This is a genomic window from Actinotalea ferrariae (assembly GCF_019733465.1).
Classification (GTDB): domain Bacteria; phylum Actinomycetota; class Actinomycetes; order Actinomycetales; family Cellulomonadaceae; genus Actinotalea; species Actinotalea ferrariae_A.
This window is the reverse complement of the sequence record NZ_JACVQL010000033.1, coordinates 23,812-46,317: the sequence shown is the minus strand read 5'-3', so window position 1 is coordinate 46,317 and position 22,506 is coordinate 23,812. Positions and strand designations below refer to the sequence as shown.

Annotated in this window: 19 protein-coding genes and 1 pseudogene; 13 read left to right on the top strand and 7 right to left on the bottom strand. The window is 68.4% G+C overall.

Features of this window, described 5'->3' with window-relative positions; all coding sequences use genetic code 11:
* Positions 1-18: 18 nt before the first annotated feature.
* Together ICW40_RS03415 and ICW40_RS21785 are read right to left on the bottom strand one after the other, a co-directional pair.
* On the bottom strand, positions 19-2,226 hold the full coding sequence (locus ICW40_RS03415; protein WP_221652424.1) for a hypothetical protein: 2,208 nt from the start codon (positions 2,224-2,226) through the stop codon (positions 19-21).
* Positions 2,227-2,471: 245 nt separating this feature from the next.
* Positions 2,472-2,966: pseudogene (locus ICW40_RS21785) on the bottom strand (WapI family immunity protein).
* A 186-nt stretch (positions 2,967-3,152) separates the two neighbouring features.
* Between ICW40_RS21785 and mobF the strand changes: the two are divergent.
* The 7 genes from mobF (at position 3,153) to ICW40_RS21400 (ending at position 13,216) form a co-directional block, all read left to right on the top strand.
* Entirely contained in the window at positions 3,153-6,044 is a 2,892-nt protein-coding gene (gene mobF / locus ICW40_RS03400) for a MobF family relaxase (RefSeq protein ID WP_221652421.1), read from the top strand.
* Positions 6,045-6,079: 35 nt separating this feature from the next.
* Positions 6,080-6,286 carry a helix-turn-helix domain-containing protein gene (locus tag ICW40_RS03395; protein WP_221652420.1) on the top strand — a complete coding sequence of 69 codons (207 nt, stop codon included), beginning with the start codon at positions 6,080-6,082 and terminating at the stop codon, positions 6,284-6,286.
* 37 nt (positions 6,287-6,323) lie between these two features.
* Complete coding sequence (locus tag ICW40_RS03390; protein WP_308121604.1) at positions 6,324-7,421, top strand: tyrosine-type recombinase/integrase; 1,098 nt, start codon at positions 6,324-6,326, stop codon at positions 7,419-7,421.
* 299 nt (positions 7,422-7,720) lie between these two features.
* Complete coding sequence (locus ICW40_RS03385; RefSeq protein WP_221652418.1) at positions 7,721-8,908, top strand: hypothetical protein; 1,188 nt, start codon at positions 7,721-7,723, stop codon at positions 8,906-8,908.
* A gap of 116 nt (positions 8,909-9,024) precedes the next feature.
* Positions 9,025-9,567 carry a hypothetical protein gene (locus ICW40_RS03380; RefSeq protein ID WP_221652417.1) on the top strand — a complete coding sequence of 181 codons (543 nt, stop codon included), beginning with the start codon at positions 9,025-9,027 and terminating at the stop codon, positions 9,565-9,567.
* A gap of 1,393 nt (positions 9,568-10,960) precedes the next feature.
* Positions 10,961-11,206 carry a tyrosine-type recombinase/integrase gene (locus tag ICW40_RS03375; RefSeq protein WP_221652416.1) on the top strand — a complete coding sequence of 82 codons (246 nt, stop codon included), beginning with the start codon at positions 10,961-10,963 and terminating at the stop codon, positions 11,204-11,206.
* A gap of 675 nt (positions 11,207-11,881) precedes the next feature.
* Positions 11,882-13,216 carry a peptidoglycan DD-metalloendopeptidase family protein gene (locus ICW40_RS21400; RefSeq protein WP_308121603.1) on the top strand — a complete coding sequence of 445 codons (1,335 nt, stop codon included), beginning with the start codon at positions 11,882-11,884 and terminating at the stop codon, positions 13,214-13,216.
* A gap of 13 nt (positions 13,217-13,229) precedes the next feature.
* On the opposite strand, the gene ICW40_RS03365 is transcribed toward ICW40_RS21400, so the two are convergent.
* The 4 genes from ICW40_RS03365 to ICW40_RS03350 all read right to left on the bottom strand — a co-directional run bounded on the left by ICW40_RS03365 (position 13,230) and on the right by ICW40_RS03350 (position 15,637).
* The gene (locus tag ICW40_RS03365; protein ID WP_308121602.1) at positions 13,230-13,727 is read right to left on the bottom strand and encodes a flagellar basal body-associated FliL family protein; all 498 of its coding nucleotides are present in this window, start codon (positions 13,725-13,727) and stop codon (positions 13,230-13,232) included.
* 344 nt (positions 13,728-14,071) lie between these two features.
* A complete protein-coding gene (locus ICW40_RS03360; RefSeq protein WP_221652448.1) occupies positions 14,072-14,296 on the bottom strand; it encodes a hypothetical protein in 225 nt (74 codons plus the stop codon).
* Positions 14,297-14,318: 22 nt separating this feature from the next.
* The gene (locus tag ICW40_RS03355; RefSeq protein ID WP_260458725.1) at positions 14,319-14,924 is read right to left on the bottom strand and encodes a DUF305 domain-containing protein; all 606 of its coding nucleotides are present in this window, start codon (positions 14,922-14,924) and stop codon (positions 14,319-14,321) included.
* An 80-nt stretch (positions 14,925-15,004) separates the two neighbouring features.
* Positions 15,005-15,637, bottom strand: coding sequence for a DUF3105 domain-containing protein (locus tag ICW40_RS03350; RefSeq protein WP_221652413.1), 633 nt, complete (start codon positions 15,635-15,637; stop codon positions 15,005-15,007).
* A 281-nt stretch (positions 15,638-15,918) separates the two neighbouring features.
* Between ICW40_RS03350 and ICW40_RS03345 the strand changes: the two genes are divergently transcribed.
* The 6 genes from ICW40_RS03345 to ICW40_RS03320 all read left to right on the top strand — a co-directional run bounded on the left by ICW40_RS03345 (position 15,919) and on the right by ICW40_RS03320 (position 22,110).
* Entirely contained in the window at positions 15,919-16,269 is a 351-nt protein-coding gene (locus ICW40_RS03345) for an ArsR/SmtB family transcription factor (protein ID WP_260458731.1), read from the top strand.
* Positions 16,266-16,931, top strand: a complete 666-nt coding sequence (locus ICW40_RS03340; RefSeq protein WP_221652412.1) for a cation diffusion facilitator family transporter — start codon at positions 16,266-16,268, stop codon at positions 16,929-16,931. Before ICW40_RS03345 ends, ICW40_RS03340 begins: the two co-directional genes overlap by 4 nt.
* Positions 16,900-17,565, top strand: a complete 666-nt coding sequence (locus ICW40_RS03335; RefSeq protein ID WP_260458724.1) for a methyltransferase family protein — start codon at positions 16,900-16,902, stop codon at positions 17,563-17,565. The genes ICW40_RS03340 and ICW40_RS03335 overlap by 32 nt, the downstream gene beginning before the upstream one ends.
* Positions 17,562-18,479 (top strand): cation diffusion facilitator family transporter, encoded by a 918-nt coding sequence (locus ICW40_RS03330; protein WP_221652411.1) that lies wholly within the window; start codon positions 17,562-17,564, stop codon positions 18,477-18,479. The genes ICW40_RS03335 and ICW40_RS03330 overlap by 4 nt, the downstream gene beginning before the upstream one ends.
* A gap of 70 nt (positions 18,480-18,549) precedes the next feature.
* Entirely contained in the window at positions 18,550-19,845 is a 1,296-nt protein-coding gene (locus tag ICW40_RS03325) for an Nramp family divalent metal transporter (protein WP_308121601.1), read from the top strand.
* 144 nt (positions 19,846-19,989) lie between these two features.
* Entirely contained in the window at positions 19,990-22,110 is a 2,121-nt protein-coding gene (locus ICW40_RS03320; RefSeq protein ID WP_221652409.1) for a cytochrome c oxidase assembly protein, read from the top strand.
* A 157-nt stretch (positions 22,111-22,267) separates the two neighbouring features.
* Here the strand turns inward: ICW40_RS03320 and ICW40_RS21740 are convergent, their stop codons facing one another.
* Positions 22,268-22,453: a hypothetical protein gene (locus ICW40_RS21740; RefSeq protein ID WP_374199124.1), complete on the bottom strand. Its 186-nt coding sequence runs from the start codon at positions 22,451-22,453 to the stop codon at positions 22,268-22,270.
* Positions 22,454-22,506: the final 53 nt, after the last annotated feature.

Below are 22,506 nucleotides of genomic sequence, written 5' to 3'. Positions count from 1 at the left end.
GCACGAAACACGTACCGCCTAGCCGACGCGCGTGCCGGCGTAGCTTCTGCCGAAGTCGCTCTTCAACTTGTCGGAGAGCTTGGCCATCTCCACAGCACGTCGAGCCGGTTCGAGCCTCTCGGCAGCCTCCACCTTATCGATGAGTTTGTGAAATTCTCCGGAAGGCATCCGTCCGCCGAGATGGACGCCCAGGATGCTTGGGAATAGACCCGCGAATGCCTCCCGCACGCCGGCGGCGCTCGGCGCGAGTGCAGCATAATTCAGGAGGAAGTCGGGCCGCATCATGTATCGACCTCCGTTCTGCCGCACCACGTCCCTAGTGAACTGGAGAATCCTCGTCTCGCCCGTCAGCCACCATGTTGACCATCCAAACTCCGAGTTCAGGGATCTCTCACGACGCCGATTCCTACGGCCGTAGACGGCGAGTGCAACCAACGCGTCATTGTATGCCAAGCGATAGGTCTTCTTGTGCTCCTGGAGCGCCATTGCCAATAGCTCGACCGCCTCCTCATCGACAAGCGCAAGCAGGTCCGCCTCGGATTCGTACTCAAGCCCGAAAGCGTTCTGGAGGTAGCTCCGAATATCCTCCTGCCCAACCGACCTGTGAACGGTCTCGGGAGAGCAGAAGCCGTTGAGGAACGCGTTCCACGCTTTAGGCCGGCGCGCGCCGAGATCGAAGTTCGCGTTCGCGTAGAGGTATGCGCGCAGGAGAATATGTGGCACTTCGCGGATGAACTCATAACCGAGCGGCAAAGAGACTCTCGACAGGTGATTCTGGTACTCAAGATCACAAGCCCTGAGGTGGCTCACGACCTCTTCGACCGCAGATTCAGTCAGGATGACCTTCGCGCCGATCTCCGCCGCAATTCGCAGCATGTTCGTAGTTGATCGGTCACCAGGCTCAAGATACGACTCGCTCATGGCAAGGATTAGCTGGTCCGAGCCAACGTACAGCCGAAAGTCTGACGTCATCTCCTGAAAGAAGCGGACGAGCCGCGGCTCCGTGTTCAGAGTGAACATGATCGCGTAGGTCTTCGCCAACTTGTTGAGGTAGGACCGCTCGCTCTCTGACGAGGAGTAGAGAACGCCTCGCACTGCCGCAAAAGCGGCGTCAGCCACTTCTGCACGAACCCGGCCGTCGACGCGGACGGCATCGAGAGCGGGAGCTATCGAATCAGCTGCGGTTGGGTACGTCCCCCCCACATCCGCCTCGAGGAAGCGAGCGAACTCAAGACCCTCGGTCTCGAAGATGTACTGAAGCGCCCTTAATGCGACACGGCTAGCAAGCTTTGCCGTCGCGGGCGCCACTTCCTGACCGGAATGGAGCGCGCGGTCCTCAAGACCCTCGAGTACCGTTTCAACCAAGGCCGCGTCGTTAGCGTTCTCTTCGAGCAGCGACTCACGCGTCTCCCACGGCAGGCAGTATTCTCCGCTCTTGACATACCGCCGCACGGCCCGTCCGCCAGGGCGGTCCTTTCGTGACATGGCCACCAAGCGAGGTTCGAGTCGACCTTCGATGATCGAGGCGGCCGTAGGTATCGCTTCCGTAATCCGCGCCATTACCTCGGGGGCGGTGCGCAGAATTCCGGCATCGGGGTCAGTGCCTTCCAGCCCCCAGAGAGCTAGCGCGTCCGTCACCGCGTCGACGAGCGACTGGTGCCCTGAGCGGCGTTCGACCTCTTGCGCAAGGAAGACGTAGGCGGCGGGACTCTTCACATGCGCCGATTCTGGTATCCGGCGGGAGGAACCCAAGACACGAAGGTAGTCGGTGTAGTGACGGAGGTGATGCTCGAACGCGGCCCGAGTGCCATCCGTGTCATTGATGTGCGCTGTGATGAATCCGCCGTCGCGGATCCGGATTGTAATGTCAAGCTCCTGGGTAAGGTCGGCTTCCTCACGGTCGATGTAGCGAACATGGTGCGGCGTCAATAGCACGATCTGTCGAGGTGTTCGACCGACCTCGCCGAGGCGCTTCGCGGTTCGCCTGATCTTGCCGCGATGATCTTTCTCGATGCTCGACTGATAGAAGACGTCACTCCGTTGCTCGTCCGCGAACAGTCCGCCGTCCCAGGCATCGGCGCCCCCGTCGGCCACACCGCCGAGCGGCACGAAGCTCGTCCCGAACAGAGGCGCGAAGTATGCGTTGGCGAACGTCTCAAACACCGTCCCACTGGCCGCGCCGAGCGCAACCCTCACCAGTTCGGGACTCACCGCAGCTGTGCTCATGTCTCCCCCAGGCTCCTTGGGGCGAGCGTAGCCACACCCCATCCACGGGGCTGACCGTTCATGAACCGGCCTCTCGGCGGGCATGTCGCTGTGGCCCAACCCCAACCTTCGGCCGAGTGCGGGCGCGCTGGAAGCACATCCACGCGCGGCCCTGGGTCACCTTGGCTGGCAGGGGCTGGATCGTCGCAAGACGATGCAAGAGGAGTCACGGCGCGTCATCGGCCCAGGCCTGGCCGGCCGTCGAGTCAGCGAGGCGGGAACGGAGCTCGGTCGCGGTCCCACTCCTCCGCTGCGCGTAGGAGCTCGGGGACTGTCGTCGTCACGGTTACGAAGAAGCCGTAGAGCTCCAGGTCGTCTCCCGGCGGGGATGCTCGCCGGGGTCTCGGTTCGAGCGAGAAGTGAACTCGGATGACTCGGCGTCCCTCGTCGGTCGCCGCCAGGCTGAAGGCGACGTGCGGCTCGGTGAACGTACGGAGTTCGTCCTCGTCCGCCGGAAGCGGCGTCACGCTGACCTCGTCCGCCACGACACCACGAAGCCAGCTCGCCAGGTCCGGGGCATCCCACGTCGTCAGACACGCGTCCTCAAAGTGTCAGCTTCTCTCGTCGCGGGGGCGCGCCTCGCCGCGGATGAACAGCCAGTTGGCGTCCCAGTCGCCGGGCTCATCGGTGCGGATCCCCGGGTACTGATAGCCCAGGGGCCGCAACTCGATCTCGGTTCCGTCGGTCGAGGTCAGCCTCACAGCGACATCCTGCCGCCAGTTCTTCTAAGCACCTGGCCGCGCCCCTTTTGGCGCGCCGCCTGAGGTTGGCAGCACTACGGGCACACATCTCCCTGAACGCCATCGCGGCGGCAGGTGCGCATCTTCTCCCCCGCTTCCGCACACCTGCAGGTAGCGACGGCGTCGCGAGGGGAGGTGGTGTCGGTGATGTCGATGCACAAGCTGGCGGCTGGGGACGGGTACGCCTACCTGACCCGGCACGTTGCCGCGGGCGACGCCGGCCTCGAGCCGAACGCGTCGCTGACCGCGTACTACGAGCAGACCGGAAACCCTGCCGGCCGCTGGTACGGCGAGGGACTCGCCGGCCTGGGTGACGCGACCCGGCGGCTCCGCCCGGGCGACGTCGTGACCGAGGCGGCGATGACGACGGTGTTCCGCGATGGCGTGGACCCGCTGACCGATGACGCTCTCGGCCGACGGTATGGCCGTTTCGATGACGGGAAACGTCACGCGGTCGTCGGGTTCGACCTGACGTTCACCGCACCGAAGTCGGTGTCGGTGCTGTGGGCGCTGTCCGATGACGCGACGCGCGTCATCGTCTATGACGCTCACCGGGCAGCGCTGGCGTCATCGCTGGAGTTCGTCGAGCAGCGCGTCATCCGCACGCGCATCGGCGAGGCGGGCCGTCATCAGGTCCGCACCCGCGGGATGGTCGCCGCGGCGTTCGACCACTGGGACACCCGCGCCGGTGACCCGAACCTGCACACCCACGTCGTCATCGCCAATAAGGTCCAGGGCCCGGACGGCGCGTGGCGGAGCCTGGACGGGCGCACCGTCCATGCGGCGGTCGTCACTGTCTCGGAGCTCTATGACGCGCTTTTCGCGGATGAGCTCGCGCTGCGGCTGCCCGTGGAGTGGTCGATGCGTGACCGCGGACCGCGCCGCAACCCCGCCTTCGAGGTCGACGGGATCGACGAGGACCTGCTCGCCCACTTCTCGACCCGGGCCGAGGCGATCCACTGCGCCGAGCAGGAGTGGCTCGCCCAGTTCGAAACCACCCACGGCCGCGCGCCGACGCGCGTGGAGACGACGCGTGCGCGTCAGCACCTGACCCGCGCTACCCGGCCGCTGAAGACCGTCCGACCGCTCGCGGATCTGCTGGCGGACTGGGCCAACCGCGCCCGCGCGCTGACCGGGCTCGAGCCGCGCGACCTCGCCGTCCGGGCACTGGCAGGCACCTACGGGCGGGCGTTGCACGCGCACGACGTCGGCCCGGAGGTACGGGCGGCGATGGTCGCCCAGGTGCTCGACGACGTGTCGACGCGGCGATCGGTGTGGACGACGTGGAACCTCGGCGCCGCGGCGGTTCGGGCGTCGAAGCTGCTACGGATGGCGTCCCCGGCGGAGCGACGGGCGCTGCTCAACGAGGTCACCGCCCAGGCCGCGGCGGCGTGCGTGCACCTGGACGACAACCGCGACCCGATGACGCGGCGGGTCGGGGAGTCGCTGTTCACCTCGACCGAGCTGCTCGGCGCGGAGAAGGTGCTCCTGGACGCCGCCGAGACCACCGGCGCACCGCACCGGCCCGCGGAGATGCTCGGCGCCATCCAGCTGCGGACCGAGCGCCACCTCGGCGCCCTCGCCCCGGACCAGCGCGCGGCCGCCGAGGCCGTCATCACCTCCGGGCGACTGCTCGACGTGCTGGTCGGGCCGGCTGGGTCGGGGAAGACCACCACGCTCGCCGCGCTGACGTCGTTCTGGCGGCACGGCATCGGGTCCGTCGTCGGGCTGGCGCCGTCGGCCACGGCGGCCCGCGCGCTGGCGGAGTCGCTCGGGATCCCGTGCGAGACGACCGCGAAGTGGCTGCACGAGTCCACCGGCGACGGCGCCACCACCCGAGCCATGCGGTACGCCGACGCCGTCGCCCGCATGGCGACCCGGGACTACCGGGACCAACGCGCGGCGAACGAGGAGCACTGGCGGCTGCGCGCCGAGCAGGACCGGTGGCGCTTCTCCCCCGGCCAGCTCGTCATCGTCGACGAGGCCTCTCTCGCGGACACTCGCGCCCTGGCGGCGATCGTCGAGCAGGCACGGGCGGCGACGGCGAAGGTGCTGCTGGTCGGGGACCACCTGCAGCGCGGGTCGGTCGACGCCGGGGGCGCGTTCGGCATGCTCGCCCGCCGCGGACCGACCGCCGAGCTCACCAGCCTCTGGCGGTTCGCGAACCCGTGGGAGGCCCGGGCCAGCCTCGAGCTGCGCCGCGCCCACCCGGCCGCGCTCGAAGCTTACGAGGCTCACGGCGCCATCACCTCGGGCGACAACAACGCGATGCTCGACGCCGCGATCGACGCCGTCACCACCGCGAGCGAGCAGGGCCAAGTCGCGGTCCTGCAGGCGGTCGACAACCGGACCGTCCGCGAGCTCAACGCCCGCATCCGCGCCGACCGCATCACCAGCGGCGACGTCCTCCCCGCCGGGGTGAGCCTGCACGACGGGCTGACGGCCGGCGTCGGCGACCGGATCGTCACCCGCCGCAACCACCGCCGCCTGACCACCGCCGACGGGTTCGTGCGCAACGGCGCCCTGTGGGACGTGGCCGCCGTCCTTCCCGACGGGTCCCTCCGAGTCAGGCCAGCGAGCGACGTTAGGGCCGCCACAGTCCGCATCCCGGCCGACTACGTCGCCGAGCACGTCGAACTCGGCTACGCCACAACGATTGCCCGCACCCAGGGCATGACCGTCGACGAGACTCACACCATCGCCACGCCGGGGATGGGCCGCGAGGACCTCTACGTCGCGATGAGCCGCGGCCGCCACGCCAACCACACCTACGTCGTCGTCGACCAAGGCGACCCGGAGTGCCTGCCCGGCCAGGCGCCGTCGTCGGGCCGCGAGGTGCTCGAGCAGATCCTCGCGACGAGTCACGCCGAGCCCAGCGCCACCGAGACCTGGGACACCTACCACCCCGGCCGGGCCGCGCCGATCGTGCCACCTGCGCGTCCACAGCAGCCGTGGAGCGTTGTGCCTCCACAGCCTGCGTCGCACCACTTGACCCCCGGGCCGCCGTCGTCCGCCGATGGACCTGTGCTCGGCCGCTGACCGCACCACCCAACCCAAGAAGAAGGAGAAGGACGATGACCACCACCGCACAGCACAACGTCACCCCGGCCCGCCAGTACTACCGCGTGAAGGACGCGGCGCGGGTACTCGGGGTGCCGCCCCGCACGCTGTACCACCTGGTCGAGCGCGAGCAGATCCCGTGCCGGCGGCTGGGCACGGTGATCCTCCTCCCGGCGGCGTGGGTCGAGCGCGAGCCGACGATGCCGGTGAAGCGGCGCTGATGTGTCCGTCACCAGGCGGGCGCTGCCGTCGGGCAACGTGACCTGGCGAGCGAAGGTGTTCTTCGAGGGCCGGGTCATCGCCCAGCGGTCGTTCGGGCGCCGGGTGGATGCCAAGCGCTGGGAGGCGGACCAGCTCGCGAAGCTGGACGCCGGCTCGTGGATCGACCCGGCGCGCGGGCGGATGACGTTCGCAGCGCTGGCCGAGGAGTGGCAGGCCTCGCGTGGTCACCTGGCGGTGCGCAGCCAGGAGACCACGCGTTTCCTGCTGGACAAGTACGTGATCCCGGAGATCGGGTCGTACCCGATCTCCGGGATCTCGGCGGCCGACGTCGAGCGGGTGATGTCTGCGTTGACGGCCCGCGGGCTGGCGACGGCGACGCGGCGTCGAGCGCTGTCGATGATCCGGCTGGTGTTCGACTACCCGATCCGCGACCGGCGGCTGAGCGCGAACGTCGCGCGGATGGTGCCGCTGCCGCGTGGGGGCACCAAGCGGGAGCCGCACTGGCTCCGGCCCGAGCAGCTCGGCCGGCTCGTCATGGCGGTGCCGCCGCTGTGCCAGCCGGTCCTGCTGTTCCTCGGGACGACGGGATGCCGCTTCTCGGAGATGGCAGCGCTGCGGGTCGACGACGTCGTGCAGACCCCCCACGGGCTCGGGGTGCGGGTGCACCGGGCGGCCACGCAGTCCAAGGGGACGAGCGGGGCGGTGTTCGGGCCGACGAAGACGCACCAGACGCGGACCGTGCCGGTGCCCGCAGCGCTGGATGAGTACGTCCGGGCGCGCGTCGCCGGGACGGCGCCGGGCGGGTACCTGTTCCCAAGCCCGACCGGGGCCGTGTGGACAAACACCAACTTCCGGGCGCGGTCGGGGTGGATGGAGGCCACGCGGCGGGCGGGCGTCGAGGGGACGACGATCCACGACCTGCGGCACACCGCGGCGTCGCTGCTCATCGCGGCGGGGGCGGACGTGAAGGCGGTGCAGGTCATCCTTGGGCACTCCACCGCGACCATGACGATGGACCTGTACGGGCACCTGTTCAGCGAGGCGACGTGGCAGGCGATGGAGCGGCTGCCGGTGATCCCGCTGATGCAGGCACCGCGGTCGATCGGGGCGCTGCCGCATGAGCCGCTCGGATGAGACGGCCGACCCGCTCGGCCATGCCAAATGTCTCTCGGACGCTATTGCAACCGCGCCCACTTGGTCTGTACCTGGGCCAAAGTGCCTTCGGTGGCGAGCACACACGTCGTCTGGCGGTGCCCGAGCACGTTCGCCGCAAGGCCCGCCGCCGATCAGACGCGAGCCACGTCCTGATCGGCAGACGCGAGGAGCTGCACCGAGCGTCTTCAGGCCGATGTTCGCGGAAGGCACACGCCCGCTCACGGCGGCTCAAGATGTGCGACCCTCCCAGTGCTGCCACCTTGACCGGACGGGAACGTATGAGCGATTTCGAGTTGACCAGGGCACATCCTCTCAGTCGACTCCTCTCCATAGCGATCGACTACCAGACCGGCACCGCGACGTTCGTGCGCGACGACTTGATGGTTGCCACGGCCACCGTCGCGCTGCCTACAAACCGGGGAGCCGCCGTAACGAGTTCCACGTTCTTTCCGAAACAATCTCGGATCGTGTTCAAGGCGTCCGGCCGCACCTTGACGATGAACCTAGGGACTTTGTCCACTAAGTGCGATGCGCCCACGGTGTACCTCGACCAACGGGACTGGATCCATTTCGCTCGGTGGGAGAAGGAGCCCAACCGCGTGACCCCTGCCCAACGTCAGTTCTTTGGAACATTGGCGACGGCAGCCGAAAGCGAACAGGTCATAGTTCCTATCTCTGCAGCACACCTCGTAGAAACGTCGAAACGAGGGGGAGCCTCAAGACTCGACCTCGCAGCAACCATGCTCCGATACTCACGTGGCTGGCAGGTGCGTTCCGTGCTCGCACTGCGAAGGGCTGAGCTGCGCGCACTGTTTGGCGGAGAACCGCTCGTCGTCAGCGACGTGGTCACGCTTGCGCCACAGGCCGCCCTCGATATGGAGCGACCCACGGCATTCGCTCCGGAACTGGGCTCTGAGATGTCTGGGCTGATCGAGCGCCAGGTATGGGCGGCAGTCTTTGTTCAACTGCTACTCGACCCGGTTCCGACCCCGAACGGCGGTAAGGACCTGGCGCATCAGTGGTCTCAATCCTTCCTTCCCCTTGCGACCGCCATCCCCGGTAATGCGAAGGCGAGAGCGCGCTTACGTGACCTGACGCGAGTTAGGTTTATCTCAGACCTCGGTCACGACCTCCCCGCGGCCGCGAAGGAAGCTGGGCTAACCCCCGGCGATTTCAGCAGATGGCTCGCTGAGAGTGCGGAACGCGACATCGCGGCCACCCCTGGCTTAAGTCGGTTGCGAGAGACGCTTCACTTGCGCATTGCCAACACCACCGAGAAGTGGGAGGCGAATGATCTCAACGACTGGTTCTATCTTAGCTACTCCGGGGCCTATCTCGATCTCGTCCTTGGCGAGCGGAAGACAATCAACTACTTGCGGCGCGTAGACCCGCTAGTCCCGAGCGGGGCGAAACTGCACTACCGCGCCGAGGACGCTTTGGCCGACCTTCAACACCTTCTCGCGTGAATCCCTCGCGGATCCCTGCCCGAACCACCGTGATCTCCGCTTCCGATCCGCACGCTCCGCCGAAAGCTGCACTACTCTGGGTCTCGACCACAATGCCCGCTCGAGGGAGGACAGCGATGCCGCCGCCCACGTTCGCTCGCTCCGATTACAAACTGAGGCGCCTCGCAGAGGCTGGACCTCTTCCGACGCTAGTAATCCTCCCGTCATTGACGCGGGAAGAGGGAGCGTTCTACTCAGACCTTGACATCGAGGCGAAAAAGTTGCTTCGGGCAGCCGGTATCGAAGCCGATTACCTTGATCCGCCGGGGCAGCGGAGGCTGCTCGGGGAGCACAGCTCCGGCTTCCTGCTCGCTCTTGCGGTCTCGACGCTCGCTGAACTCGGCGCGGAGGGCGCTATTGCGGTGGCGAAGTATGCACTGTTGATGCTGCGTAGGGCTGTGCAGCGCGGACTCGTACAGGAGCCCGCGGCAGCAAGTCTCACCATCGACATCCGCCGACTTCGGCGCCATGACGGCGCGCTTGAGATCGAAGGGCTTCACGTTGAGGCACGCGGCGATCGAGTCGTCGAGCAAGTCATCGCCGTACTCGCGCCCTCCCTAGACCCGGCGACAACGGCGGCTGAACTGAGGCAAGAATTTGAGCGCGGCGAGGAAGGCTGAACCGTTGCGGATCCAAGCGCTCATTATCCGTACCGGCGTCGCGCTACCCCCTCCGTCCGGCCCCGCACGAGCGCACCACTGCCTCACCGAAGGCGAGGCGTCGCTCAGGCGAGCGAGGGTCTCTCGAAGCCGAGGACTGCGGATACTGGCTGCCGCCGCACCGGAACTCCTCGCAGGGACTCCAACTCCCATCGGCCTAGAGAGACCGCTTCCGGCCTGGCTATTGGCGGGTGCAGATCGCAGGAGGATCGTTCAATGGCTTGAAATCTCGGCAGCGCTACACGCCGCGCGTGCGCAATGGGCGGCACAGCCTCTTGATCGTGCACTCACCGAGGCCGAGGCAGAGCTTCGCAGCGCTCTTAAGTCGGCGTCGGGCGCTCTACATTGGTTCTCGGACCTGGTGATTGACATCGACGAGTACGCGACATCCGAGCACGCCGCTCGTCAGGTCCGAGAACTCCGTGACGATGCTCACAGCCTCTTGCACGAGACAGGCGCCCTTACAGGCGGGCTGTTTGGATGCTGGCTCGAACACGAGGACGGCATTTGGTTCGAAAAGTGCGAGACATCGCTGGCTCATGTCCCGCTCGGCAACTCCGCGGGCTTCACGGCAGTTGCGCGATGCAGCATCTGCCACGAAGACGCTTCCGAGTGTGAGCACCTAAACGGCGAGAGCTATTGGATCGAAGTCCTTCGGGGAAATGACGGCAAGTGCTCAGTCTGCGGAGACGGCTGCGACCACGAGCACGGCCGGACGTATCGCTTTGAGGCGTCCGCCTACGTCAGCGAGGGAACCTTGCGAGAAGTGAGCTTCGTTTCACGTCCACGAGACCCACTGGCGAGGATCACGGCCCGTGAAATCCCCCTTGAGGAGTTGGTCGAAGCGCTTGGCCGCACCCCTAGCCCCGATGAGAAGGTACGCCACCATGCATGCATGACTTACTGCGAGGGCATGCGAAGTCGTCCAACCGACCCTTGACTCTGCGCAGTGACGGAGGAGACGACGAGGGCGGCGACGCCTGCGCACGTGCTCGACTCACCTTTGTCCGCCGGCGTCCGTCCACGTTCTTGACAGGCCGTCCACGAGTTGAGACAAGTCGCTGACCACACGCTGACCAATGGCCCGCAAATCGGATAGGTCGCGGCTGCCGCCGCGGCGCCCATGCCGCCTCTGACCTGCATAGTCACGGTGTGCGCCTGGGCAGATTCGAACTGCCGACACCCGCTTTAGGAGCACGTCGACACCGTGCACAACTTCGCGCGACCTGCGGCATTGCCCGCTGGGCTCGCCGTTGGCGCGAGGGTTCCGCGCAATTCACGGACCCGATACGGACCCGGCCACGGGCTCGCCGCCAGTACACCTCCACTCGGGCGGCGGCATGGCTGTGCGGTCATGCTCCGCTCTGACGTGGACCCGTCGGTAGCCAGGAAGCCCCTCGCGCGTATCACGTTCAACACGCGCCACTGGAAGCCCGCCCGCGAGCGCTCCGGCCTCGAGTTCAACGTGCGCATGCACGATCTGCGGCACGCCCACGCCTCCTGGTTGCTGGCGGGCGGCGCCGACCTCAAGACGGCTATAGAACTCCCCGAGGCCCAGGATGAAGCGCTTGCCGCGTTCGAGCGAGTGCGGTCGAGGTAGCGTCAGCCGGCCCCAGGGCTCGACGGCCCACGAGTGCGAGAACCGGCACGGCTTCAGGATGATGCCTCCTTCCGCACAGGACGCATGCCTCTGGCCGTCTGCTGGAGTAGAACCGAGGCGATCACTCGGCAGATGATGTGCCGATGGCTCGCTCCCGTTCCCATCGCCGCCCCACCGCTTCACGCCGCGCGCTGACTTTGGTGTTGGCGGCCCTAGCGACCGGTCTCGGGCCCATGAGTCACACTGTCGCGTGGGCGACCGATGGCGACAGTGAAGCCCGCGAGGCGAGCCGCTTGGTGACGCCAGCTCATCCGTTTTGGATCCCTGTCACCGGCCAAGCTCCGTCCGTCGAGGTGACTCCCTCCGCTCCTCACGTCGCCTCGGATCAGCACCTCGAGCACGAGCCAGAGTTCAGCCTGACGACAGTCGGCCTCTTCACTGGTGGATTCCTTCTGGTGCTCCTCGGCGGCCTCGTCGTCGCAGCGCGCAGGTCACGACGTAAGCACTGACCGTCGACGCGACGCCTCCCGGCCAGGTTCACAGGCATGGCGCCGAACCGCGCGTGCACCAGGCTGCTGAGCCGAACGCGACAATTCGGTCGGCTTCCCCGCCCCCTGGGCGGCACGCCGCGCAGCCTGGCGCAAGGGCGAGGAATGATCGGTGAAGGTACTCCGCATGAAGGTGACTCGACTTCGTGCTGCACTCTGCGCGCTGGCCATCGGCTCCGTTCTCATGGCCGGTGCTCCCCTCGCTCCGGCTGTGGCGGGCGAGTACGACGACCGGCGCAACGAGAACGAGTCCCGCCAGCAAGCTGTCGACGAGGCGATGGCGACCCTCGAAGAAGAACTGGCCCACACCGATGCGACGCTGGTCCAGGCGTACGCGGAGCTCCAGGCCATCGACGCGGCGCTTCCTGCTGCTGAGGCGGCCCTCGTTGCCGCCGAGGCGTTGCTAGCGCAGCTCCAACGCGAGGCAGCCATCATCGCTCAGCGTCTGGTCGCGGCCGAGGCAGAAGAGCAGAACATCACCGCGCAGGTGCAGGCGGACACCGCACGGGCGGACGAGATCCGCGCCGCGGTGGGTCAGTTGGCTCGCGACGCCTACAAGGGCGACATGTCGGAGTCGTCGTTGTCAGCTGCACTCGATGCCGAGAGCACTGAGGATTTCGTCGAGCAGTCGGCTCTCGCCGACACGGCGCTACGCACTCAGACGCAAGCGCTGCGGGACCTCGAGCAGCTCAACGGTGTCAACCGGAACCGGGAGGTCCGGCTTGGAGCGGTCCGCGAGGAGGTCACGGCGCTGAAGGCGGAGGCCGACGCGAATGTGCTCGCAGCGGATGCCGCGCGCGCCGATGCGGAGGCGAAGAAGGCTCAGCTCGAGCAGATGCGCGAGGAGCAGGCGCAGAAGGCAGCCGCGATCGAGGGCCAGAAGGCCGCACAGGTCGCGCGACAGGCGGAGCTCGAGGCCCAGCAGGCCGCGCTCGAGGCTGAGCTCGCTGCGATCATCCAGGCCCAGGAGGCGGAGCGTCGCCGGCAGCAGGCGGCCGCAGCCGCAGCCGGCCAGAGCGGTGGCGGCGGTGGACCGGCGCCGTCGGCCACTGGTAGCCGCCCCTTCGCGAATCCGACAGCGTTCAACCCCTGGGTCAGGACTTCCAAGTACGGCATGCGATTCCACCCCGTGCTGCAGTACACGCGTCTCCATGCCGGCATGGACCTGCGGGCCTACTGCGGGACCCCGCTGTACGCAGCCGCGTCGGGAACCGTCGAGTGGGCGCGGGCGCGCAGCGGCTTCGGCAATCAGGTGATGATCAACCATGGCTACTGGAACGGCGCCTCACTCATGACCAGCTACAACCACATGACCAGCTTTGCGGTGAGCGGTGGGCAGTCCGTCCAGCAGGGCCAGCTGATTGGCTACGCCGGCAACACAGGTCTCTCCGGCGCTTGCCACCTTCACTTCGAGACCTATGTCAACGGCGCAACGACGGACCCGGAGCCGATGCTGAACTAAGGCGCTCGGCGCCCTACTGGGTGACGTAGGTGGTGAAGAGGACGTCGATCACCTCGCCGTGGTAGTCCTCTTCAAGCACCGCGGCAAGCTCTGCCTTGAGCGCTGTGCGGCCCTCGGCGCTGCTCACTTCCTCGATCGTCCTTCCGGAGAACAGGCTGATCGTCCGGTCCAGCGCCTTGGACGGATCGATCTCCTCCTCCACCTCCGCCGTGAGCTGCAGGCCGAGGCCGATCATCAGGTAGCGATTACCTGCGAGGTTGAGGCTGATCGGCTCGATGACCTGCACAACGCCTGGTTCTGGCGCGGGCGGCTCTTCGGCCGCGGCCGACGTCCCGTTCGCTCCGGGGCCCAGCAGGAACCAGTACGCGGCAGCTGCCCCGACGAGCGCCACGCTGACCATCAGGACGATGAGCTTCTTACGCCGAGGCGCTGGGGCGGCGTCGCCGTCGGGCGGCTCGGGAGCTGGCGCGGACCCGGGCCGGCCACCGATCTTCTGCTTGTTGGCTATCACGCGTTGCTCAGTCACATCGGGCCGCATCTCTTGTCGGGCGACTCCGCTTGTCCGTGCTGAGCCATCCAGACCATCGGCGGCGCCGCGCTCGGCGTGAGCCCTTCCGCTGGGCTGACCGCTCCCAGGCGCAGCCGACTACCGGAACTCGATGACGAGCGAGATCACGTAGCCCACGACGATGAGGCCGAAGCCCAGGAGAGGGAGGATGAGTCCCGCGCGGGACGGGCGCTTGTCAGGCTGCTGCATGGTTCGCTCCTTGAGCTTGTCGCCTGGCCACGCCCGGCCCGCCCGTCGGGCGCCCGCCGGGCGGTGCACCGATCGGCGCATGAGTCTGACGCATGGCGTCACGTCGCCGAACGGCCACCTGGTCGAGCCGCGGGGTCGAGCTCAGTGAGGTCGTCCTGACCGGATCGCGCTGCCGAGTCGCGTACCACTTGGCGGTCGAGCGCCGCCTGCGCGGCGCGCTCATTGCGGTCGGCATGGATGATCTTGCGCATCGCCAGCCAGAAGATGAGCCCCACCCCGATGCTCGGTGTGAGGGCCCCGACAACGTCCAGGAAGTTCTCCATCGGGTGATTCGCTCCTTCCTCGTCAGTTCCCGGCCGCGACGCGTTCCGCGAGCAACTCGTTGAGGACAGCGATCTCCGCGGTCTGTGAGTCGACGACTGCATGAGCAAGCCGCAGGACGTCGTCGTCGTCGGCTGCGGCCAACGCCGCTCCGGCCATGTCCACGCCACCCTGGTGGTGGGCGATCATCAGCTGCAGGTACAGGACCTCTGCTTCCTGTGCCTCGAGTTCACGGAGTAGCCGAAGATCCTCGTCGGTGGCCATGCCCGGCATCGTCACCGTGGCACGATCCTCGCCGGGAGGGGGGCTCGGCTCGCCATGGCCCATGGCAGCCATGTCGTCCCCGTCCTTAGCCATCCACTCCATCGGCGCCGCGGTCGAGGCTTGGGGCAGGTCCCACTGCTCCAGCCACCCGTACATCTGACCAGCCTGCTGCTGCTGCGTGAGCATGAGGTCGAGGGCCAGCGTCCGGATGGTCTGGTCCTCCGTGCGGTCGCGCACGATGGTCGACATCTCCACGGCCTGGGAGTGATGGACCTGCATGTCACGAGCGAACCCGGCTTCGACCGAGGTGTCGGCGGGTACTGGGTCCGGGGCGGCGGAGCGAGAGGTGTTGGCGCCGAAGAGCATGCCCGCGACCGCCGCGAGAGCGGCTGCGAGGATGACTCCGGCGGCAACGGGGAGGCGCCGAGCGGGTGGGGCGACTTCGCTCACAGAGCTGCGCCGCCGGTGCATGGCGCCCCTGGCTCGAGCGCCTGTTCGCCTTGCTCGTACTTGACGATGAACTGCTCCAACCTGGGGTCCTCGACGTCGTCCAGCGCCAGCTGCAGGCCCCACGCGCTCGCCACGACCGGTTGCGGTAGGCCCTCGAACGGGCTGAGCAGCGTGTAGGGGCCTGTCGCCGCGTCGCGGAGGGTCTCGATGTCCTCTTCGGGCAGCTCGGGGTCGTAGGTGATCCAGACGGCTCCGTGCTCGAGCGAGTGCACGGCGAGCTCGTTCGGCACCGGTTCGGTGTACGTCTGGCAGTCGGCCCAGACGCCGGCGTGCTCACCACCGACCGGTGGCGTCTGCTCGTAGTCGACAGGCGTCGTCACGTGCGCGGCGGTGAGGCCGGGGTAGGTCTGAACCCCATCGATCTCCCCCGAGGCAGCGGCCTCGACGTCCGCCTGCCGACTCTGCTCGCCGACCAGGACGATCGCCGTCGCGCCGACGAGAACGCCAGCCACCACGAGGCTCGCCGTGGTGATGACCGCAATGCGCCGCCGTTCGGCCTTCTGCTGCTCGCGGCGGATCTGCGCGAGGCGTTCGGCACGCGCGGCTGCCTCGGTCTGACGCTTGCTCATCGGTCTCCTCTGGTGCGGCCATGACGGGCGCCACGACGGTTCACACACACACGACGCTCAGGTGCCGCGCAGCGTTCCCATGAGGGCTCGCGAGACGGGCGTTGTACGCCTCAAACCCCGGGTCTCGAGGTGGTGCGCTGAGAAGGGCTGTGGCGGCCTGGGGGACCCGGGAGCACCGCGCCGTTCCCGCGCACTTGCCAAAGCGTAGGCCAGCGGCTCTATCATCGCCATATGACGATGACAGAGGGCGCGGAGATGTCCGCGTCGACGAGGTCGCCGCGCTGGCGACAGCCGCGTGCCTCTTCAATGGGTTCAGCGACCCGTCGCGCCTGGCCATCCTTCGACACCTGACCCTTGGCGAGCACCGCGTGGTGGACCTGACCCGGCACCTGGGCCTCGCCCAGTCCACCGTCTCAAAGCACTTGGCGTGCCTGCGGGACTGCGGACTGGTGCAGTCACGACCCGAGGGTCGCGCGTCGGTCTTCTCGCTCACGTATCCCGCGGCGATGCTGGACGTACTGGCGGCGGCGGAGCGGCTCCTTGGCCTGACCGGGGATGCGGTCGCCTTGTGCCCCGTGTACGGCGTCGACGCCACATCGGGCGCCGCGGATGGATCAGGCGGTCAGCGATGAGCACAGCGGAGCTCACCGGCTCACAGGTCGAGGCCCTCACGCGGCGCGGACTCCGTCTGGCTCAGTTCACGGTCGCCTACAACGTCGTGGAAGGCGCGGTCGCGATCACCGCCGGCGTCCTAGCCGGCCTCGTCTCCGTCGTCGGCTTCGGCATCGACTCCGCGATCGAGTCCATCGCGGCGGTCCTCGTCGGGATGCGCCTCTCGGCGCGTCTGCGCCACGGCGAGGCCGACGAGGCGAAGGAGAAGCTGGTGCTGCGCCTCGTCGCCGTCACGTTCTTCATCCTCGCGGCGTACGTGACCTTCGAAGGCATCCGAAGCCTGCTCGATGGTGAGGCGCCGGACAGCTCGCCCGTGAGCCTGATCCTGCTCACCGCTTCCCTGGTGGTGATGCCCGTCCTGGCGGCCGCCAAGCGCCGTGTCGGCCTTGCCCTCCGAGACAACCTCATCCTCGCCGACGCGGCCGAGACGCGAATCTGTGTCCTGCTGAGCGTGTCCACACTCGCCGCGGTCGGTCTGTACGAGCTGACCGGAGCAGCGTGGCTCGACCCGCTTGCCGGATTCGTCATCGCAGCCTTCGCCATCCATGAGGGCAAGGAGGCCTGGGAGGGCGAGCTCGTCGAGGATCACGATGACGAAGGAGCGGACGACCATGACAGGTGATCGGGCTGCAGCGGCAGCGGCAGCGTTGTTCGTCATCGGTCTCTTTGCGATGTTCGGCGCCCGGGCGTTGCTGCACCGTCGCCGGACGGGGTCGGCCGGCTTCCGTGGCCTCTCCGGAGCGCCGGGCTCAGCCGGATGGTGGGGCGGATTGCTGTTCATCGCCGCTCTCGTTCTCGCGGGCGCCGGCCTCTGGCTGGCCCTGGCGGACGTCGTCCCGGCCGCGTCGAGCGTTCCCGACGGGGTTCGCTTCGCCGGCCTAGCGCTGGCGGTTCCTGGCTTCCTCGCGGTGCTGGCGGGACAGAGCGGCATGGGGCCGTCCTGGCGCATCGGCGTCGACGAGACCGAACGCACCGAGCTCGTCACGACGGGGCTCTTCTCCGTTTCGCGGAACCCGATCTTCGCGGCCATGTGCCTCGCGCTCGCCGGCTTGGCGGTCATGGTCCCCACAGTCGTGATGGTGATTTCCGTGATGTGCCTGGTCGCGGCCGTGCAGCTCCAGGTCCGCGTGGTCGAGGAGCCGTACCTGCTCGCGACTCACGGTGCCGCTTACGCCTCCTACGCCCGCCGTGTGGGCCGGTTCGTCCCCCGGGTTGGGCTCCTTGACAGCACGCCGACCGTAGGAGCCAGCCGATGAACGCCGGTCACACCCACTCTCATGGCACGGCGACAGGCAGGCACCGTCGGCGCCTCGTCATCGTCCTAGCACTGACGCTCTCGGTCGTCGTCGTGCAGGTGATCGGGGGCCTTGCCTCAGGCTCGCTCGCCTTGCTTGCTGACGCGGGCCACATGCTCACTGACGCCACCGGGGTCGCCATCGCGCTCATCGCCGCCGCCTTGGCGGGCCGCCCGGCGACGAAGTCCCGCACCTACGGCTTGCAGAGAGCGGAGATATTGGCCGCGCTCGCCAACGCGGTGCTGCTCGGTGTACTCGGCGTATGGGTCATCGTGGAGGCGGTCAAGCGGTGGAACGACCCGCCTGAGGTGGCCACAGGGCTGATGCTGATGGTCGCCGTAGCGGGTGCCATCGCGAACCTCGTCAGCCTGCTGATCCTTCGGGGCGGGCAGTCGGAGAGCCTGAACCTTCGGGGCGCCTATCTGGAGGTGCTCGGCGACCTTGTCGGATCCGTGGCGGTGATCGTGGCCGGGGTCGTCATCGCGACGACCGGGTACACCCGAGCTGACGTCATCGCCTCGATCGCCATCGGGGCGTTCATCCTGCCTCGTGCGTGGTCCCTCTTGCGGGAGGTGATCGACGTACTCCTCGAGGCCACTCCGAAGGGGATCGATCTCGACGTCGTTCGCGAGCACATCAAGGGCGTCCGCGGGGTCGTGGACGTGCACGACCTACACGCATGGACGATCACCAGTGGCGTCCCGGCGCTCTCCGCCCACGTCGTCGTCGACCAGGAGTGCATCCGCGACGGCCGGTCCGGGGAGGTGCTCGACGCTCTCGCCGAGTGCCTGGGCGAGCACTTCGACACGGAGCACTGCACGTTCCAGCTCGAGCCCGTGGGGCACGGCGCACACGAGCCCGTCGCCCATGCCTGACAGCGGAGCGATGCGCCGCGCCGCGCGAGCCCGCTACGGTGCTGACGCCTGATCGGGACCGTGCGAGGGAGTGGTCGTGCCAAACCCTGCGAGCCCGGCCCTCAGCGGGGCTCGCAGGCCCGACACTCCGAATCAGCGTTGGCGGCGAACCCTGGGCTTGCTCGGCCCCGCCTTCGTCGCCTCCGTTGCCTACGTCGACCCGGGCAACTTCGCAACCAACTTCGCCGGCGGCGCGGGCTACGGTTACCGGCTGCTCTGGGTGATCGTGGCCGCCAACCTGATGGCGATGCTCATCCAGTCGCTGACGGCGAAGCTCGGCCTCGCGACCGGCTCCGACCTGGCGTCCCTGTGCCGGGAGCAGCTGCCTCGACCGGTCACCCGGGGACTGTGGGTGCAGGCCGAAGCCGTGGCGATCGCGACGGATCTTGCCGAGGTCGTCGGCGGTGCCGTGGCGCTGAACCTCCTGTTCGGCGTGCCACTACCCGTCGGCGGCTTGATCACCGCCGTGGTCGCCTTCGCACTTCTCGGAGCGCAGACGCGCGGGTACCGTCCCTTCGAGGTCGTGATCACCGGGCTGCTGGCGGTCATCGCCATCGGGTTCGGCTACACCCTGGTGTTCGCCGGCGTGGACCCGGACGGGCTCGCGAGTGGCATGGTCCCGGGCTTCGCAGGACCGGAGAGCCTCTTGCTCGCGACCGGCATCCTGGGCGCCACCGTGATGCCCCACGTGATCTACGTTCACTCCGCCCTCACACCGAGCAGGTACCACGGCGTGCCCGAAGCCGGTGCCCGCAGCGGCACCGCTGCCCAAGGAGCTCTGGCGCGGGTGCTGCGTGCACAACGGCTGGACGTGCTGCTGGCCATGGGCGGCGCGGGCTTGATCAACGCCACGATGCTGATCGTGGCCGCTCAGCTGTTCTCCGGCGGCGATCCGGGCCCTGTGACGCTGGAGGGTGTCCACGCGGACCTCGGCAGCACCGCGGGTGCCGGCCCGGCGCTGGCCTTCGCGCTGGCCCTCCTCGCATCGGGGTTCGCAGCGTCGTCGGTGGGGACCTACGCCGGGCAGGTCGTGATGGCCGGATTCCTGAGGCGGCGCATCCCACTGACGCTGCGCAGAGGTCTGACGCTCGCACCTGCGCTCGTCGTCCTCGCCGCGGGCGTGGACCCCACGGGAGCACTCGTCTGGTCGCAGGTGGTACTCAGCTTCGGCATCCCGTTCGCTCTCATTCCGTTGGTTCGGTTCACGGCGCGTCGGGACCTCATGGGCGCCCTGGTGAACAGCAGGCTCACCACGATCACGGCCTCCGTCGTCGCCGCACTCATCGTGACGCTCAACGCCTTCCTGCTCTGGGACCTGGCGACCTGAGCGCTGCGTGAGCTGCCGTTGGCACGGACTGCGACCCTGCGCACGGGCGGTGCCATGGCCATCCTCGGCGCGGGCCCCTCGAGCGCATCAGGGCCGAGTTCCACGGTCGCCATGGACGACCGTACGCCGCCGTAGGCTGACACAGTGAGTGCCTCGACCGTGCCCGCGCGCCGGTTGGCGCCCGCCGCCGTCGCCGCGGGCCTCGTGGTCGCGCTGCTCGTGACGATCGTCGCGGCCGCGTGGTCGGGCGCTCTCGCGCCGACGCTCCTCGACCCTGGGGTCGGGGTCCGCTGGGGCCTGCCCCTCACGACGGTGGTGAGCGAGCTCGCCGCGTCCACCGCCCTGGGCGCGCTCGTGCTTGCGGCGTTCGTCCTGCCACGTGACGGTGGCCGTGCCCCCGGCGAGGGCCGCGCATGGCCGTCGTCCGCCACAGTCGCCTCGGTCGCGGCCGGCGTCTGGGCGGTCGCGACCGTCACCCAGCTGGTCCTGCAGTACGCGGCGATCGCAGGCAGGCCGGTGGGCGGGCCCGAGTTCGGAGCCGAGCTCGGGTTGTTCGTCACACAGGTGTCACTCGGCCGGACACTCCTGGGTGTCACCGTCGTCGCCGCGCTCACGTGCGTGGTCGCGCTGCTCGTGACGCGTCCGGTCGGTGCGCTCATCACCGCCCTGCTCGTCACGTCGGGAGTGGTCATGCTCTCGACGACGGGTCACACCGCCGGATCGACGAACCACGAGCTCGCCGTGAGCTCGATGTTCCTGCACCTGATCGGTGCCGCGGTGTGGATCGGCGCGCTGGCCGCGCTCGCCGTCCTGGCGGGCCGGCTGTACGGCGACCTCGCTGCCGCGGTGACGCGGTTCTCGTCGATCGCCGCGTGGTGCTTCGTCGCGGTCGCGGTGTCCGGAACCGTCAACGCACTGCAGCGGCTCGACGGACCGGCGGACCTCAGCACCCGGTACGGCGTTCTGCTCGTCGCCAAGGTGGTGCTCTTCAGCGTCCTGGGTCTTCTCGGGCTGCTGCATCGGCGCACCGTCGTGAGCCGCCTTGCCGCGGCGCCCTTCACCACCGCCGGAGCGACCGTCGCTTCCGCCACTGCGAGTCGGCGCGCCCCCGCGATCTTCTGGCGACTGGTCGCCGTCGAGCTTGCCGTGATGGGAGCCGTCTCCGGGGTCGCCGTCGCGCTCGGCTCCACGGCACCCCCCACCGACCTCGAGCCGCCGTCGTCGCCCACTCCGGCGGAGATCGTCACCGGCCACCCCCTCCCGCCCGCGCCGACGGTCGAGCTGTGGCTGACGAGCTTCCGCTGGGACCTGATCCCAGCGCTCGGGTGCCTCGCGGCCGTCCTCGTCTACGGGCGCTGGGTGCTCCGGCTGCGTCGACGCGGGGACCGGTGGCCGGCGCACCGGACGATCAGCCTGGTCGCCGGGATGGTGCTGCTGGCCTGGACGACGTCGGGCGGTCCGTCGGTCTACGGACACGTCCTGTTCAGCGCCCACATGCTCCAGCACATGGCGCTCGTCATGGTGGTGCCGATCCTCGTGGTGCTCAGCGCGCCGGTCACACTCGCCGCGCGCGCGCTGCCCTCCCGCGCGGACGGTTCCTGGGGGCCGCGCGAGTGGATCCTGGGCATCGTCCACTCCCGGGTGGCCCAGTTCTTCGCGAACCCGGTCGTCGCGGCGATCAACTTCGCCGGGTCGATGTTCGCGTTCTACTTCACCGACGCGTTCGAGCTGGCCCTGACCACGTACCTCGGGCACCTTCTGACGATCGCCCACTTCACGCTGGCCGGGTACCTGTTCGTCAACGCGCTCATCGGCGTCGACCCAGGCCCGAAGCGGCCGGGCTACGCGCTGCGGCTGCTTCTGCTGTTCGCGACGATGGCGTTCCACGCCTTCTTCGGGCTCGCGCTCGTCAGCTCACAGACGCTCCTGGTGCCTCGGTGGTTCGGACTTCTCGGTCGGCCGTGGGGACCGTCGGCCCTCGCAGACCAGCACGCCGGCGGTGCGATCGCATGGGGGGTCAGCGAGCTGCCGATGCTGGTGCTGGCGATCGGCGTCGCGGTCGCGTGGACTCGCGAGGACGAGCGGACCGCGCGCCGGCGTGACCGTGCGGCCGACCGGGACGGGGACGCCGAGCTCGTCGAGTACAACGCGATGCTCGAGCGCCTCGCCCAGGGCGACAACACCGGACACGACGAGGGGCGCTTGAGCGCCGAGAGTGAAGCCGCACGTCGGCCGACGGGTGGCGGCGCCAGTACTCAGCAATGACTGGTCGCAGCGGCCTTGCCCAGGCGCCCGTGCTGCGACGACGCCCGACATCGCCCGAGCGCACCTCGTACCCAGGGGGCGGTTGCCGAAGCGCCGCGCCGCACGGTGGGTACCCAACCCGCCCCATCGCCGATGGCAGCCGGCCACTCACGGCGGATCAGACGACGGTCACGAAGCCACCGATGAGGGACTGGAGGGTCTGCGTCCAGACGCCCCACAACCCGGTGATGAGCGCGAGTCCGATCAGGACGAGCATCGCGCCACCGGTCCGCATGACCGCGAGCCGGTGTTCGCGCAGGAAGGCCACCGCGTTCGTCGAGCGCTGGGCCCCGAAAGCGATCAACAGGGAAGGGCAGTCCAAGTCCAGCGGCGTAGAACCCCGCGAGTAGGGCTCCA

What these genes read in the sequence shown, in the direction of transcription:
- ICW40_RS03415 (WP_221652424.1), bottom strand. Translation starts at nt 2,226, where the DNA reads ATGAGCACAGCTGCGGTGAGTCCCGAACTGGTGAGGGTTGCGCTCGGC.
- mobF (WP_221652421.1), top strand. Translation starts at nt 3,153, where the DNA reads ATGTCGATGCACAAGCTGGCGGCTGGGGACGGGTACGCCTACCTGACC.
- ICW40_RS03395 (WP_221652420.1), top strand. Translation starts at nt 6,080, where the DNA reads ATGACCACCACCGCACAGCACAACGTCACCCCGGCCCGCCAGTACTAC.
- ICW40_RS03385 (WP_221652418.1), top strand. Translation starts at nt 7,721, where the DNA reads ATGAGCGATTTCGAGTTGACCAGGGCACATCCTCTCAGTCGACTCCTC.
- ICW40_RS03380 (WP_221652417.1), top strand. Translation starts at nt 9,025, where the DNA reads ATGCCGCCGCCCACGTTCGCTCGCTCCGATTACAAACTGAGGCGCCTC.
- ICW40_RS03375 (WP_221652416.1), top strand. Translation starts at nt 10,961, where the DNA reads ATGCTCCGCTCTGACGTGGACCCGTCGGTAGCCAGGAAGCCCCTCGCG.
- ICW40_RS21400 (WP_308121603.1), top strand. Translation starts at nt 11,882, where the DNA reads ATGAAGGTGACTCGACTTCGTGCTGCACTCTGCGCGCTGGCCATCGGC.
- ICW40_RS03360 (WP_221652448.1), bottom strand. Translation starts at nt 14,296, where the DNA reads ATGGAGAACTTCCTGGACGTTGTCGGGGCCCTCACACCGAGCATCGGG.
- ICW40_RS03355 (WP_260458725.1), bottom strand. Translation starts at nt 14,924, where the DNA reads ATGCTCTTCGGCGCCAACACCTCTCGCTCCGCCGCCCCGGACCCAGTA.
- ICW40_RS03350 (WP_221652413.1), bottom strand. Translation starts at nt 15,637, where the DNA reads ATGAGCAAGCGTCAGACCGAGGCAGCCGCGCGTGCCGAACGCCTCGCG.
- ICW40_RS03340 (WP_221652412.1), top strand. Translation starts at nt 16,266, where the DNA reads ATGAGCACAGCGGAGCTCACCGGCTCACAGGTCGAGGCCCTCACGCGG.
- ICW40_RS03335 (WP_260458724.1), top strand. Translation starts at nt 16,900, where the DNA reads ATGACGAAGGAGCGGACGACCATGACAGGTGATCGGGCTGCAGCGGCA.
- ICW40_RS03330 (WP_221652411.1), top strand. Translation starts at nt 17,562, where the DNA reads ATGAACGCCGGTCACACCCACTCTCATGGCACGGCGACAGGCAGGCAC.